Annotated in this window: 14 protein-coding genes and 1 rRNA gene; 8 read left to right on the forward strand and 7 right to left on the reverse strand. The window is 38.6% G+C overall.

The window, feature by feature from the left end:
- Positions 1-43: 43 nt before the first annotated feature.
- The gene (gene dusB, locus AABB81_RS07400; protein ID WP_342159604.1) at positions 44-1027 is read left to right on the forward strand and encodes a tRNA dihydrouridine synthase DusB; all 984 of its coding nucleotides are present in this window, start codon (positions 44-46) and stop codon (positions 1025-1027) included.
- A gap of 70 nt (positions 1028-1097) precedes the next feature.
- On the opposite strand, the gene AABB81_RS07405 is transcribed toward dusB, so the two are convergent.
- Both AABB81_RS07405 and rbfA read right to left on the reverse strand, forming a co-directional pair.
- Positions 1098-2297, reverse strand: a complete 1200-nt coding sequence (locus AABB81_RS07405) for an ABC transporter permease (RefSeq protein ID WP_342159605.1) — start codon at positions 2295-2297, stop codon at positions 1098-1100.
- Complete coding sequence (gene rbfA, locus AABB81_RS07410; RefSeq protein WP_342159606.1) at positions 2294-2689, reverse strand: 30S ribosome-binding factor RbfA; 396 nt, start codon at positions 2687-2689, stop codon at positions 2294-2296. Before rbfA ends, AABB81_RS07405 begins: the two co-directional genes overlap by 4 nt.
- Positions 2690-2778: 89 nt before the next feature.
- Here rbfA and mce point away from each other — a divergent pair, with 89 nt between their 5' ends.
- The 5 genes from mce to truB all read left to right on the forward strand — a co-directional run bounded on the left by mce (position 2779) and on the right by truB (position 5917).
- Positions 2779-3183: a methylmalonyl-CoA epimerase gene (mce, locus tag AABB81_RS07415; RefSeq protein ID WP_342159607.1), complete on the forward strand. Its 405-nt coding sequence runs from the start codon at positions 2779-2781 to the stop codon at positions 3181-3183.
- A 78-nt stretch (positions 3184-3261) separates the two neighbouring features.
- Positions 3262-4140, forward strand: a complete 879-nt coding sequence (locus tag AABB81_RS07420) for a cell division protein FtsX (protein WP_342159608.1) — start codon at positions 3262-3264, stop codon at positions 4138-4140.
- Between the two features lies 1 nt (position 4141).
- Positions 4142-4396, forward strand: a complete 255-nt coding sequence (locus AABB81_RS07425) for a DUF3098 domain-containing protein (protein WP_342159609.1) — start codon at positions 4142-4144, stop codon at positions 4394-4396.
- A 34-nt stretch (positions 4397-4430) separates the two neighbouring features.
- Positions 4431-5228, forward strand: coding sequence for an undecaprenyl-diphosphate phosphatase (locus AABB81_RS07430; RefSeq protein WP_342159611.1), 798 nt, complete (start codon positions 4431-4433; stop codon positions 5226-5228).
- Positions 5228-5917, forward strand: a complete 690-nt coding sequence (gene truB / locus AABB81_RS07435) for a tRNA pseudouridine(55) synthase TruB (protein ID WP_342159612.1) — start codon at positions 5228-5230, stop codon at positions 5915-5917. The genes AABB81_RS07430 and truB overlap by 1 nt, the downstream gene beginning before the upstream one ends.
- Here truB and AABB81_RS07440 read toward each other — a convergent pair.
- Genes AABB81_RS07440 through AABB81_RS07450 form a run of 3 tightly spaced genes read right to left on the reverse strand, consistent with a single transcriptional unit; the run spans position 5914 to position 7978 of the window.
- Positions 5914-6381 carry an ABC transporter ATPase gene (locus AABB81_RS07440; RefSeq protein ID WP_342159613.1) on the reverse strand — a complete coding sequence of 156 codons (468 nt, stop codon included), beginning with the start codon at positions 6379-6381 and terminating at the stop codon, positions 5914-5916. The genes truB and AABB81_RS07440 overlap by 4 nt on opposite strands.
- Before the next feature lies 1 nt (position 6382).
- A complete protein-coding gene (locus AABB81_RS07445) occupies positions 6383-6988 on the reverse strand; it encodes a thioredoxin family protein (protein WP_342159614.1) in 606 nt (201 codons plus the stop codon).
- A 45-nt stretch (positions 6989-7033) separates the two neighbouring features.
- Positions 7034-7978 (reverse strand): NAD-dependent epimerase/dehydratase family protein, encoded by a 945-nt coding sequence (locus tag AABB81_RS07450; protein ID WP_342159615.1) that lies wholly within the window; start codon positions 7976-7978, stop codon positions 7034-7036.
- Between the two features lie 115 nt (positions 7979-8093).
- Between AABB81_RS07450 and AABB81_RS07455 the strand changes: the two genes are divergently transcribed.
- Both AABB81_RS07455 and AABB81_RS07460 read left to right on the forward strand, forming a co-directional pair.
- Entirely contained in the window at positions 8094-8663 is a 570-nt protein-coding gene (locus AABB81_RS07455; RefSeq protein WP_342159617.1) for a hypothetical protein, read from the forward strand.
- Positions 8664-8823: 160 nt separating this feature from the next.
- Positions 8824-12198: a VPS10 domain-containing protein gene (locus AABB81_RS07460; RefSeq protein ID WP_342159618.1), complete on the forward strand. Its 3375-nt coding sequence runs from the start codon at positions 8824-8826 to the stop codon at positions 12196-12198.
- Positions 12199-12231: 33 nt separating this feature from the next.
- On the opposite strand, the gene AABB81_RS07465 is transcribed toward AABB81_RS07460, so the two are convergent.
- Together AABB81_RS07465 and rrf are read right to left on the reverse strand one after the other, a co-directional pair.
- The gene (locus AABB81_RS07465; RefSeq protein WP_342159619.1) at positions 12232-13320 is read right to left on the reverse strand and encodes an amidohydrolase family protein; all 1089 of its coding nucleotides are present in this window, start codon (positions 13318-13320) and stop codon (positions 12232-12234) included.
- A gap of 255 nt (positions 13321-13575) precedes the next feature.
- Positions 13576-13685 (reverse strand): 5S ribosomal RNA (rrf, locus tag AABB81_RS07470).
- Positions 13686-13691 lie beyond the last annotated feature (6 nt).

A 13691-nucleotide genomic window follows, 5' to 3' on the forward strand; every position in this document is an offset into this window, starting at 1 on the left:
AATCATTAAAAAAATATGTAATTTTGCAGCCTAAAATTTAGGTTTGGCAAAAATAGGTGACATAGAATTAGGAGAATTTCCACTGTTGTTAGCACCCATGGAAGATGTTAGTGACCCTCCGTTCAGGGCGCTTTGCAAAGAGAATGGAGCTGACGTAGTGTATACAGAGTTTATTTCATCCGAAGGGCTGATCAGAGACGCTGCAAAAAGCGTACAAAAACTTGACATCTATGATAAAGAACGACCAGTGGGAATTCAGATTTTTGGGGCAAATCTTGACTCCATGTTAAAAACGGTTGAAATTGTTGAAAGATCCAAACCTGATTTTATTGATATCAATTTTGGTTGTCCGGTAAAGAAAGTGGTAAGTAAAGGGGCCGGGGCCGGGATTCTCAAGGATATTCCATTAATGGTGAAATTGAGCGAGGCCATGGTAAAACACACCAAACTCCCGGTAACGGTAAAAACAAGGTTGGGCTGGGACCACGACTCCATTTATATCCAGGAAGTTGCAGAAAGACTTCAGGACATTGGTATACAGGCTATTGCCATACACGGTAGGACAAGAGCCCAGATGTACAAAGGAGAAGCTGTTTGGGAACCGATCGCAAATGTAAAGAACAATCCAAGAATGCATATTCCAGTTTTTGGAAACGGCGATGTGGATTCTCCTGAAAAAGCAGCGCTTATGAGGGATCAATTCGGATTGGACGGAGCCATGATCGGGAGAGCCAGCATTGGTAACCCCTGGTTTTTTAACCAAGTGAAGCACTATTTCAAAACCGGAGAACATTTGGCATCACCTGATATTGCACAAAGGGTTAAAACCGCAAAAAGACACCTCGAAATGGCCATTGCCTGGAACGGGGATCATGCCGGTCTTTTTGAAACACGTCGTCACTACACCAATTACTTTAAAGGAATACCGCATTTTAAGGAATACAGGCTTAGAATGGTTACCGGAAACACTAAAGAAGAGGTGTTTGAAGTATTTGAAGAGGTCTTGGAGAAGTTTGGAAATGAATAGTTTGTCATCATGTAGTACAACTTTCTTAGGTTAAGGGCTCACTTTTTCAAAAATTTTACTCCATCATTCCTTATTCCACCAATTTTTTTGAGATCCTTGCACTCGCAATTTTAGCCGACAGATAGCCCAGGACAATTATGGTCAGCGTTACCACCATTACATTCAGAAATCTGAATTCCACAGGATAGGCCAGGGACTGAGTGATCATGATAAAACCATATTTTTTCTGTAAAATAACAAATGGAATTGCAAGTAACAGCCCAACACTTAAACCAAATAAAGTAAGCAAAAAGCCCTGTAAAACAAATATCTTTCTGATTTCCCTTACGGATGAGCCGAGGTGAAAAAGCGTTTTTAGATTTTCTCTTTTATCAATAATCATCATCACGATGGCTCCAATAACATTAAATAAGGCAATAACCAAAATCAAGGTAAAGACAAGATAAGAAACCAGGTTTTCAGTATTTAACATCTTATAAAAGACAGAATTCAGTTGCTGTCTGGTTCTTACTTCAAAATCGTCACCTAACCTTGCATTAAGGGTTTCCTGAACTTCATGAACCGAAGCCCCGGGTACTACTTTTATTTCAACAGCTGTGATCTGATTGGTTTTATAGCTTAGGAGATCCTGGGCAAGACTTAAATTACTATAAACGAATTTCTTGTCAATATCATCAGTAAGGCGATAAATGCCTATAGTTTGGGCACCGACCTGAGTAAAGGCATTTTTCGGATTGGTAATATACCCCTTCCCAGGTCTCGGCACATAAATCTTCAAAGATTCCAGAAAATCATAGGAACCTATTGACAAAGCAGATGATATGGCACTTCCAACCACAACAGTATATTTCGCATCATAGTTTACCCAGTTTCCAAAATACACTGCGGTATCCAAACGATTGACATTTAAATAATTTGCATCTATTCCTTTGATACTGGCCACATGTGATTTTTCACCATAACTTAAGAAGACTCTTTCCTCGATTACTTTTGAATAGGCCTGGATTTTATCCAAAACCAAAGCCTGTTCCATGTTTTGATCAAAAAGAAAGGATTTGCCCATAACAGAAGTGATCTTGAGATCGGGATCAGCAGTTCGAATAAAACTCAGGCTAAAATCCTTAAGTCCCGAAAATACCGACAGTACAATGAACAATGCAATCGTGCTGACGATAACGCCTAAAGTAGCGATAAGTGTAATGATATTTATTGCGTTATTGCTGCTCTTTGAACGTAAATATCGTTTTGCTATGTACAGCGGAAAATTCAATCCTTTCTGTTTTTCTTTTGACCCGGTTTTTGAGCATTCCTGATAGGATCATCTTCTCCTCTTAAGGCCTTGTCGATACCTTCGATATAATCCAGGGAATCATCAACGAAAAACATCAACTCAGGCATTCTCCTCAATTGATTTTTTGTTCTTATGGCCAGGGCATGCCTGATCATTACCGTATTTGCTTTGATCCCTTCCATGATCTCATCCTTTTTATCGGATGGAAAAATACTCAAATAAGCTTTTGCCTGTCCTAAATCAGTAGTCACGTGGACTTTAGTTACCGAAATAACCACCCCTTTCATACCGTCTCTTGCGGCTCCCTGAAGGATATCAACCAGATCTTTCTGGATGACTCCCGCAATTTTTTTCTGTCTGTTTGTTTCCATGACTACAAAAATAGTATTATTCGGTTTAATGAAGCTTCAAAAACCAATAAGTATAAATTCTTTATTTTTGAGACAAAAGATCCCTTTAGATGAAAAAAATTGAACATATAGGAATTGCCGTTAAAAACATGGAAATTTCAAATAAGCTTTTTTCAAGTTTATTTGGGGAAGAACCTTATAAAACTGAAGTAGTGGAAAGCGAAGGAGTAACAACTTCGTTTTTTCAGGTTGGACCTAACAAGATAGAATTGCTGCAAGGAACCTCAGAGGAGAGTACAATTTCAAAGTTTATCGATAAAAAAGGGGAAGGTATTCATCATATAGCTTTTGAGGTTGAAAACATCCATAAGGAAATCAAAAGATTGAAAAAAGAAGGATTCACCATGATCAATGAATCTCCAAAAAAGGGTGCTGATAACAAACTCATTGCATTTCTTCACCCAAAGAGCAGTAATGGAGTTTTAATTGAACTCTGTCAGGAGATTGAAAAATAAAGTATTTGCCCGGTAATTTTTATTTGCCCTTTATACAGAAATAATTACCTTGCAATTCTGAAAAACCTTGTTAAATCCATGAGTAAATCCTTTGAAAAATACCAAAAAAGAAGGCTTCGATCTTCTTATATATCGGTAGTTATCAGTATTTCTTTGGTGCTGTTCTTAATAGGTGTTTTGGGCCTTCTTATTTTAAATACTAAAAAAGTATCTAATTTCTTTAAAGAAAGTGCCGCAATCACATTATATCTCAAAAATGATGTCAAGCAAGATCAAATATTAAATCTGCAAGTATCCATTGATGAACAGGCATTTACCAAAAGCACTGATTATGTCTCGAAAGAAGAGGCTGCAGAGATCTACAAAAAAGAGAATGGTGAGGATTTTATGGATTTTCTGGGCTATAATCCTCTTGAGAACTCGATTGATATTTATGTAAAGGCGGATTTTGTGTCCCCTGAAAAAATGGCGGAAATTGAATCGATTTATAAGGGAAATCAATTTGTTTCTTCTGTTTCATATGACAAACCTTTGATTGATCTGCTCACTAAAAATGTTAAACGAATCAGTCTCTTTATCCTGATATTTTGTGGATTAGCCACATTGGTTGTGGTGGTTTTGATCAATAGTTCGATTCGGTTATCGGTTTATTCAAAGCGATTTACCATAAAAACGATGCAAATGGTTGGTGCCACAAAACGTTTTATACGAAAACCATTTATCTGGAACAGTGTAAAACTGGGTATGATTGGAGCGGTTTTGGCCATTGTTGAATTAGGCATACTTTTATATTATTTAAACAAAATGTTTCCTGAATTTGGAATGATAGACAATAGAATAGAAATGGCCAGTTTACTTGGAATTGTTTTTGGAATGGGCATACTGATTACCTGGGCGAGTACATTTTTGGCAACCCAAAGGTTTTTGAATTTAAGAACGGACGAATTATATTTTTAATATGGCGAAGAAAAACAAAAATCAGCAGAAGGTTGAGGGCGAATTCCTGTTCGGGAAGAAAAATTATACAATTATGATCATTGGTGCTGCGGTCATTTTAATAGGTTTCGCGCTTATGATGGGGGGAGGAAGTGACGATCCAAATGTATTTAACGAAAGTATCTATAATTTTCGAAGGATAAGGCTTGCACCGACCATAGTGCTGATAGGTCTTGCAATTGAAATTTACGCCATCATGGCCAATCCAGGCAAATAAAGGATGATCAATTCTTACTGATACCGCGAAAAATATGAATTATTTAGAAGCTATTATCCTTGGAATTGTTCAAGGTCTTACTGAATTTTTGCCCGTGTCTTCTAGCGGTCATTTAGAAATGGCCAAGGTTATTTTCGGTGATGATTCTTTACCGAAAGAAAGCCTCACTTTTACAGTCGTCTTGCATTTTGCAACTGCGCTTAGTACTTTGGTCATTTTCAGAAAAGATGTTTTCGACATCGTAAAAGGGCTCCTTAAGTTCGAAAAGAATGAAGAATCAATGTTCTCTCTAAACATTATTATTTCAATGATCCCTGCAACGATCATTGGCTTGATGTTTGAAGAAGAACTGGAAGCCTTTTTTAACAGAAATATATTGCTCGTTGGATTTATGCTGCTCATCACAGGTCTTTTACTGTTTCTGGCTGATAAAGCTAAACATACAGACAAGGATGTTTCAAAGGTAAATGCTTTAATAATAGGTATCTCCCAGGCAATTGCCATGTTACCGGGAATTTCGCGTTCAGGGGCAACAATTTCGACTTCTGTCCTGCTTGGGGTGGATAGATCCAAAGCTGCCCGCTTTTCATTTTTAATGGTAGTGCCTTTAATTTTAGGAAAAGTTGCCAAAGATTTTATGGGGGGTCAGATCAGTTTTAGTGACGAAAATTTCGGAGTAATGGCAGTTGGATTTACAGCGTCATTTATTTCAGGGCTTTTGGCCTGTAATTGGATGATCAGCTTGGTAAAAAATAGTAAACTCCACTATTTCTCGGTCTATTGTTTTATTGTGGGAACCATTGCCATTGGTTACGCATATTTTTACATGTAATGGAAGTTGAAGATTTTTTAAACGGAAAGGTTCTCATCATTGATAAACCCCTGAACTGGACTTCTTTTCAGGTGGTGAATAAAATACGCTGGGCCATTCGAAGAAAATTTAATCTAAAAAAGATTAAGGTAGGTCATGCAGGTACGCTCGATCCGCTGGCTACCGGTTTGTTGATCATATGCACAGGAAAAATGACCAAGAACATCAATGAGTATCAGGCCGAGAATAAAGAGTATACAGGTACTATAACCCTTGGGGCAACAACTCCCTCTTTTGATCTTGAAACTGAAGTTGATCAATCTTTTCCAATCGGACATGTCACTAATGAGTTGATCCTCAACGCAGCTGAATCTTTTAAAGGTTTGATAAAGCAAAAACCACCCATTTATTCTGCTATCAAAAAAGATGGCATACGATTGTACGAACTGGCACGCAAGGGAGAACATACAGAAATCAAATCAAGAGAAGTAACTGTTTTTGATTTTGAAATAACCAGTATTGATTTACCCGAAGTACACTTTAGGATTCTCTGCAGCAAAGGCACATATATCAGGTCAATTGCGAATGATTTTGGAAAAAAACTAGAAAGTGGCAGCCATCTTTCGTCACTTCGAAGAACGAAAAGCGGAGCCTTTGATCTTTCAAAAGCAATAAGCCCAGAGTCTTTTGTCGAAGCGCTTAAAGCTTAAAAGAAATGTGACAACCAACTTTCGCCGGCTGGAACCTCCCAGGAATTTTCATATTCGTATTTAGTATTGATCATATGATCAAATACTATGGTTTTCTTTGACACGCCTTTATTTTTAATCAATGCCTTAAAGTCCGGGATTTCCTTGATTTGAGCATAGGGCCCCTGTTTAAAACAAACATTGACCTTATCGAGAAGAATCAGGTTGTAATGCTGTTCCAGTTCCTGAACAAGTTCTACCAAAGAATTATGTCTGTCCAAATCCAGGGGGGTTTGTTCAGAAATTATAAAAATCAAAAATCGATTGTATTTAATCTGAAATGAAATCTCTGTTTCATTTAAATTCTCACAAAAATCTTTTAGCCTTTGTTCAATTTCAGGCAGTTCATCCGGGAAAAACTTCCTGCTTCCCGGGTAAATCATAACTTTTGCTTCTGCTGTTAAAGCGTCATAGGGCACAAACATATTAAACGATCAACTCATCTATAAGTTCTAACATCTCCATTTCAATATGAGTTCCTTTATCATCATTATACCAATTTTGAAGATCGGTTTTTAGTTGGGCATCAATCTTGCCGTGTTTTTCTTTATACTCAGTTACTAATTTTGAGGCTTCGGCAGAACGAGGGCCCCAGGAACCTACAACCTCCAATGAAGCATTGTCAACTACAATAAGTTTAGGAATGGATTTGCTCCCGTTCGTTAGAAACTTATTCATCAATTCCTCGTTTTCGTCTCTTAAAACCACTTTTAGATCAATCTTTTTATTCGCCTCTGCGAATTTATTAATGACCGGGAGTGTTTGAGCAGCGTCTCCACACCAGCTCTCCGTCAGAACCAGCCATGTAAACTCTCTATTGATCTTCTGAGTTTTAGTAAGCGTTTCTTCATGGAGCTTGGTCTGCTTGTCAAGTCGTTTCATCCTTTGATTATTCAACTTGGTATAATGGAACAAGTCATTATTCTGAACCATTCCCGTTGATTTCCCTTCTTCAAGTAAATGTAATACCATTTCCTTATAATCAGTATAACTCTGCGCTGATTTTAAACTATTCTCTATTATTTCTTTCATCTTGTAGTTAACTTTTGAGTCCTTTAGACGAAACAAAAATAAGAACTAACTAATAGTATAATGTAACCCCTGTAACATTAAAACAACCATTTTGTCAAGGTCAGTTTTTGCCTCCCAACCCCAATCTTTTCCTGCCTGGGAATCATCAACACTTTCGGGCCATGATTCAGCAATTTCCTGTCTTGAATCCGGATTGTAAGCAATCGTAAATTCAGGTATCTGCTTTTGTATGGCCTCAGCCAGTTGCTTAGGCGAAAAACTGAATGCTCCTATATTATACGAAATATAATCATCCATCCTGGGAGACTGCATTAAGTTTATTGTTGCATTGATCGCATCATCCATATACATCATCGGCAGTACTGTATCTTCCTTAAGAAAACAAGTATAGGATTTTCTTCTGATGGCCTCATAGAATATTTCAACTGCATAATCTGTAGTTCCGCCCCCGGGTGTTGTTTTATAGCTTATCAACCCTGGATAACGAAGACTTCTCACGTCAATGCCATATTTCCGGCTGTAATAAGCGCACCAGTTTTCACCCGCTAATTTACTGATACCATATACCGTTGAAGGCTTGATGATTGTGTCTTGCGGAGTCATCTTTTTTGGTGTTTCGGGTCCGAATACAGCTATAGAGCTTGGCCAAAACACTTTATCAATAATCCCCTTCCTGGCAAGTTCAAGAACATTGAAAAGAGAGCTCATATTAAGGTCCCAGGCCATTTGGGGGTTCTGTTCAGCAATGACCGACAGTATGGCTACCATCAAATAAACCTCTTTAATCTGGTGTTTGATCAGCACTTCTTCAATATCCTTTTTATTGGTCACATCAAGAAATTCAAAAGGTCCCGACTCCATCACCTCATAATTCCCTTTTCGGATATCCGAGGCGATGACATTTTCATTACCGTAAATCTCTCTCAGTTTTAAAACCAATTCAGTTCCTATTTGTCCACTCGACCCAATAATTAGAATTTTAGAACCCATCTTTATGTTTTAAAAATAATGTACCAAAGATAGCAGTTCTCCAATAGAAAAACTATTCATACCATGCCATACTCTTTGATTTTATTGTTTATTTTTGAATCGTAAATTCATTATTATGCCTAAGATTTTTTTGGGATTATTTTTACTGTCGCTTTTGCTTACATCCTGTAAAAACAAAGAGCAGGAAAAAGCTGAAGAAAATACAACAGCCGTATCAGAAAGCAGCGTGATCAAATCAGACAAACCGATTTCAAGATTAAACGAAGAATCCAAAAAATTAGTCGCTCCCTGGGGAGAGTACCAGAAATTTGATGACCTCATTAGTCAATACCAGGAAATATCGATGAATGAAGCTCTTTTAAACAGTGTGGAATTATCTGTTCTTGCTCAGCAACTAAGGGATTCAATCCGGGTAGAAAAACTAAATATTCCCGAAGTTAAAATACGGCTCAACGTATTGTACACCGAAACCTTGCGCCTGGCAGATATGTCGACCATACCAACAATCACAGAACAACTTGTAGCTGAAGAAAACAATAATATCATCGAAGCTTTTTCAGCTTTGAACCTGAAAATCAACAATATGAGCTCACAGGACCAACTCAATAGTGAGATCAGCAAATTTGTCGATGAAATCCTCGAGCAACCAAAAACAGACTCTATCGGGAAAGAGGAAAACCCTTAAAAATCAGGGAAGTTTTCTGAATTCAGAAATATTCATTTTCCATATTATGACGCTGGTCGCATTTGACCTATGGATATGTTTGAGACAAATACCTCCGTATTTTGAACTAACAAAATTTTGGTATATTTGAAAGACAAAATATTGCTACAATTCCCCTTGAATGAGAAAAGTTACTTTCCTTTTTTTATTGTTTATTACTTCAAATGCAATTGGTCAATTCAACGAAGCTGCGCCTTGGATGAATACAACCGACCAGAAAAAAACGAATCGCCATCAGTCGATGGAGCAGTTGAACAATGCATTCAATGCCTATTGGATAGGGAAAGACCATCGTAAAAAGGGAAGCGGATATAAACCTTTTAAACGATGGCAAAACCATTGGCGCCATCAACTATCAAAAAACGGAGCTTTAGCCACTCCGGAATTCATATGGAAATCCTGGCAACAGAAAAACAGCCTTTCTAAAAGCGCTGTTAGCAACTGGAAGTCTATAGGGCCATATACCACAAATGTGAAGCAAGGTCAGGGACGGGTGAATACTTTTATCATTGATCCTAACGCACCCAATACGTATTATGTGGGAGCGCCTGCCGGCGGTCTTTGGCGCTCAACTGATGCAGGTTTGAACTGGATGCCGCTCACAGATGAACTCCCTCAGATTGGAGTATCGGGTATTGCCATAGATAAAAATAATTCAAATGTTATTTATATTGCTACAGGAGATGATGATGCACGGGATACCTATAGTGTAGGCGTTTTAAAATCTACCGACAGAGGAACTACCTGGAAAAAAACCGGCTTGGATTTTTCTTCCATGAATGCGATTTCAAATGAAATTTATATACATCCTGAAAATTCAGATATACTCTGGGTAAGCACTAATCAGGGATTTTTTAAAAGCACCGATGCCGGACAGAACTGGTCGAAGAAAATAGCAAATAATATTGTTGATTTTAAATTAAAGCCTGACGATCCTGATGTTGTTTATGCCGTAAGCCGTTCTAAATTCTACAGGTCCACTAATGGAGGTGAAAATTTTACCCTAGTAAGTAGTGGTCTTCCTGAATCCTCCGCTCGTTTTGCCATAGATGTGAGCCCTGCCAACTCAGATGTGGTTTATTTGCTAAGTTCAAATATTGATGATAATTCATTTCAAGGCTTATACAAGTCGATTGATGCGGGTGTAAGTTTTAATACAACCGAAGTTCTGGAAGATATTTTTGGCGGCAGTACGCAGGCCTGGTATGATATGGCCCTTACAGTAAGTCCAGTTGACGCTGAGGTCGTTCTTGTGGGAGTACTTGATATATGGCGTTCGGACGATGGGGGTAAAAGTTTTGTCCAGAAAAACAGATGGTGGGATCCTTCTGACCCGGCATATACACATGCAGATATACATTTTTTAAGGTATTTCAATGGTAATTTATTTGCCGGAACTGATGGCGGCATTTACATGTCATCAAATAATGCGGATAGCTTTGTTGATTTAACAGAAAATCTAAGCATTAGCCAGTACTATAAAATTTCTACGGCCAAAAGCAATGCATCCAATATTGTCGGAGGACTTCAGGACAACGGTGGTTTTGGCTATAGCAATGGCACGTGGCACGAATACCACGGAGGAGATGGAATGGATTGTGTGGTTGACCCAAATGATGAAAATATTTATTATGGTTTTAGTCAATATGGCGGTAGGTTAAATGTAACCTATAACGGAGGCCAAACTCAAGGAGGAACCGTGACTGAGGCCCCAAAGGAAGAAGTAGATGACGACAATCAAGACAGTGGAGGCAACTGGGTAACCCCGCTTGAAGCCAATCAAAAAGGCAATCTCTATGCAGGATATTCTCGAGTTTATCAATTGGTTAACAATCAATGGGAGGCCGTTTCTTCAGATGTTTTTGGCGGTGACCTAAACAATTTAAGTATCGCTCCGTCTAATGAGCAGGTGATGTATGCTTCTCGCATCAATAAGCTTTTTAAAAGTTCTGATAAAGGAATTTCATTTGAAGAAATAGATTTCATGTTTTCTAACTTAATATCTTCGGTTGAAATCAATCATCAGGACGAGAATATAATCTATGTGACAACCTCCGGAACCAACGGGCAGGTTTTAAAATCAATTGATGGAGGGAGTAATTGGCAGGATATTTCGGGAAACCTGCCGGATGACTCTAAATTAGTGATAAAACACCAAAATCAAAGTTTGGTCAACGACTTGTTTTTAGGTACTAATATTAGTGTGTATCACATTAATGACACCATGACCCAATGGGAAGTATTTGATGAAGGCTTACCAAATGCTCCTGTTTATGATATCGAGATCAATATCGAAGACAGGATTATTACAGCCGGCACATATGGGCGTGGTGTTTTTCAATCACCCATTGAAGTGTCCAAAGCCAATGTAGATCTTAGCTTGTTAAGCATCAATACAAACAATTCTGTGCAGTGTAACGGCATTACGCCGGTGATCACGGTTAAAAATAACGGGGTCAATCTCATCCAGTCAATTCTTATCAAATATCAGGTAGATGGAGTTCCTTTCGAATATACTTATAACGGGGAAATCTCTTCTGAGGAAGTGAGGCAAATAGAATTGCCAAATAATTCAGAGATTGCCATGGGGCCTCACGAACTCGTCGTGGAGATATCGGCGCAAAACGATGCATTTGGCGATAACAACGTCCTGTATGCCTCATTTACATCAAACAGCCAGGGAGAAGGTCAATATGTCAACACTTTTGGAGATGTTAATGAAGATCAGTGGCTTGAGATCACTTTGGGTGATTCAAATGGACTTTGGGAAAAGTCAGAAGCTACGAGTAATCAGTTTAAAAATAAACTAAACAAAGTCTATGTGACCAATGCCAATGGCAATTACTATGATGAAACAACGAGTTATTTAATATCTCCCTGCTACGATCTCAGCAAACTTGAAAACCCAATGATTAAATTCGATATGATCTTCGATATTGAGCTGAATTGGGATGTTTTATATTTGGAATACTCTGTTGACAAGGGAGAAAACTGGCTTATTCTGGGCAGTTCCAATGATCCAAATTGGTACAATAGTAATTTTATCGACCCTCAACGCCCCATAACGGTTGGACGTCAATGGACGGGAACCGATCTCACTGTAAAGGAATATAGTTATGATCTCAGTGACCTTAGTAAGGAACCCAATGTTATTTTCAGGTTCGTTTTTGCGTCAGACCAGGCCGAAAACGGAGAAGGTGCAGCTATTGACAATTTTACCGTTGCTGCAACGGCCGTGCTGGCCGCAGGCGATTTTGAAAAAAATAATTTCAAATTGTATCCCAATCCATCTTCATCGGTTTTTTATATACAGCGACCAGGATTTGAAGAGATGAATATTAGTGTCTATGACCCTACAGGAAGATTGATCTTTGAAGAAATGAATATCAACAAGTCTAATTATGCCTTAGATCTATCGAAGGTAACTGCAGGTTTGTATTTTTTAAAAATCAATGAAGGGGGTAAAATTCTGGCTACCGGTATTATCAAACAATAGGCTCATTTTTCTCTAAAATCCCTGAAGCTAACCCTATTCAGGAAACAAACTGCTATCTAATCCGGGGACTATGCGAAGCGCATTTTTATAATACACCTTTTTTAGTACTTCATCAGACAGGTCAAGCCCGTACATGTTCCAAAAAGCATGGTATTTTTTATGATACGGGAAATATTCATCTGCCGTTTCCAGTACCCTGAAATACGTTGGAAATTCTTCTGGTTTCCAACTATCTTTACCAAAGAGGATTCTATCCTGGTATTTTTCAAAAAACTTTTTCGCAAACCTGGGTTGCCTGCCCAATTCTGCAATGATTGCACCAATTTCCACATTCATATTTGGTAATTCCTCCATGAGTTCACTCAATTTTCCGAGGTTATTGGCATACCATCCCATATGCGCATTGATAAAGGTCGTTCCTGGGTGCTTCCTGAACATATGATGCTGTTCACTGATGATCTGTTGCCAAGGCGCAGGATCGGTTGCACTCCTTTTTCTTCTGGGGTGTGTTTTTAACTCCAGCCAGCGTTCGTTGTCAGCGTCATACTCATCCCAAAATGATTTAGGGTCGGCGGCATGTATCAAAACAGGAACTCCCAGCTCCCCGCATTTGGCCCAAATTGGGTCGAGCCTTGAATCATCGATTGTTACTCTTTTACCATCACTGTCCTTATAACGCATTCCAAGGCTCTTATAAATTTTGAGCCCCCGAGCTCCGTTTTTAATATCAGTCTCAAGCTGTAGCACCGCTTTTTCGGTCCAGCCTTGCGTGCCTACCCCTTCAAAGTCTATGTTTGCAAAAACGACAAAACGATTTGGATAATGATCCTTGATGTTTTTTACTGATCTTATCAATTCATCACCTGACCTTCCACTCAGGTTCACCATAATACCCATATTCAATGTATCCATGGCAGCAACGACAGGACCAAGATCCTGTTCAGGCATTCTGTATTGGTGCCCGTGAACATCTATAAAAGGAAATCTGGCCTTTAGAACCAAATTTTCGGGTACAACAAGGGTAGAGGTTGGATTGTACTCTTCGAAACTAAGTTCCTGAGATCTACAGTTACAGCTCACTGTAATTGTTAAAAAAGTAATAATTGCAAATTTATAATACATTTGATCAGTTTATGAAAGACTGTCAAAAATAAGCGTTATGAATTGATCAGACAAGGAATCCTTTTGCCTATGGTGTTAATTAATGTTAAGAATTGCTCAAATTTCGATCTACTCGCGAGGCGATGGCAGGTGAGGTGCTCGGAGTTGAGGTGATGAGCTGCGAGGCGATGAGCTGCGATCGCCTTACCTGCGATCGCCTGGGTTATTTTAGAGCATAAAAAAACCTCTAACAAATACATGTTAGAGGTTTTAGAAGAAAGGCAACGACTTACTCTCCCACCCAAGGGCAGTACCATCAGCGCTGATAGGTTTAACTTCTCTGTTCGGGATGGGAAGAGGTGAGACCTATCGCTATAATCACCTTAAGCTTT

Source organism: Lutimonas vermicola (assembly GCF_038433205.1).
Classification (GTDB): Bacteria; Bacteroidota; Bacteroidia; order Flavobacteriales; family Flavobacteriaceae; genus Lutimonas; species Lutimonas vermicola.

Excerpts from the sequence above, each read along its gene's own strand:
- truB (WP_342159612.1), top strand. The coding sequence starts at position 5,228 with ATGGAAGTTGAAGATTTTTTAAACGGAAAGGTTCTCATCATTGATAAA.
- AABB81_RS07460 (WP_342159618.1), top strand. The coding sequence starts at position 8,824 with ATGAGAAAAGTTACTTTCCTTTTTTTATTGTTTATTACTTCAAATGCA.
- AABB81_RS07430 (WP_342159611.1), top strand. The coding sequence starts at position 4,431 with ATGAATTATTTAGAAGCTATTATCCTTGGAATTGTTCAAGGTCTTACT.
- AABB81_RS07425 (WP_342159609.1), top strand. The coding sequence starts at position 4,142 with ATGGCGAAGAAAAACAAAAATCAGCAGAAGGTTGAGGGCGAATTCCTG.
- AABB81_RS07445 (WP_342159614.1), bottom strand. The coding sequence starts at position 6,988 with ATGAAAGAAATAATAGAGAATAGTTTAAAATCAGCGCAGAGTTATACT.
- AABB81_RS07455 (WP_342159617.1), top strand. The coding sequence starts at position 8,094 with ATGCCTAAGATTTTTTTGGGATTATTTTTACTGTCGCTTTTGCTTACA.
- AABB81_RS07420 (WP_342159608.1), top strand. The coding sequence starts at position 3,262 with ATGAGTAAATCCTTTGAAAAATACCAAAAAAGAAGGCTTCGATCTTCT.
- AABB81_RS07465 (WP_342159619.1), bottom strand. The coding sequence starts at position 13,320 with ATGTATTATAAATTTGCAATTATTACTTTTTTAACAATTACAGTGAGC.
- mce (WP_342159607.1), top strand. The coding sequence starts at position 2,779 with ATGAAAAAAATTGAACATATAGGAATTGCCGTTAAAAACATGGAAATT.
- AABB81_RS07440 (WP_342159613.1), bottom strand. The coding sequence starts at position 6,381 with ATGTTTGTGCCCTATGACGCTTTAACAGCAGAAGCAAAAGTTATGATT.
- AABB81_RS07450 (WP_342159615.1), bottom strand. The coding sequence starts at position 7,978 with ATGGGTTCTAAAATTCTAATTATTGGGTCGAGTGGACAAATAGGAACT.
- rbfA (WP_342159606.1), bottom strand. The coding sequence starts at position 2,689 with ATGGAAACAAACAGACAGAAAAAAATTGCGGGAGTCATCCAGAAAGAT.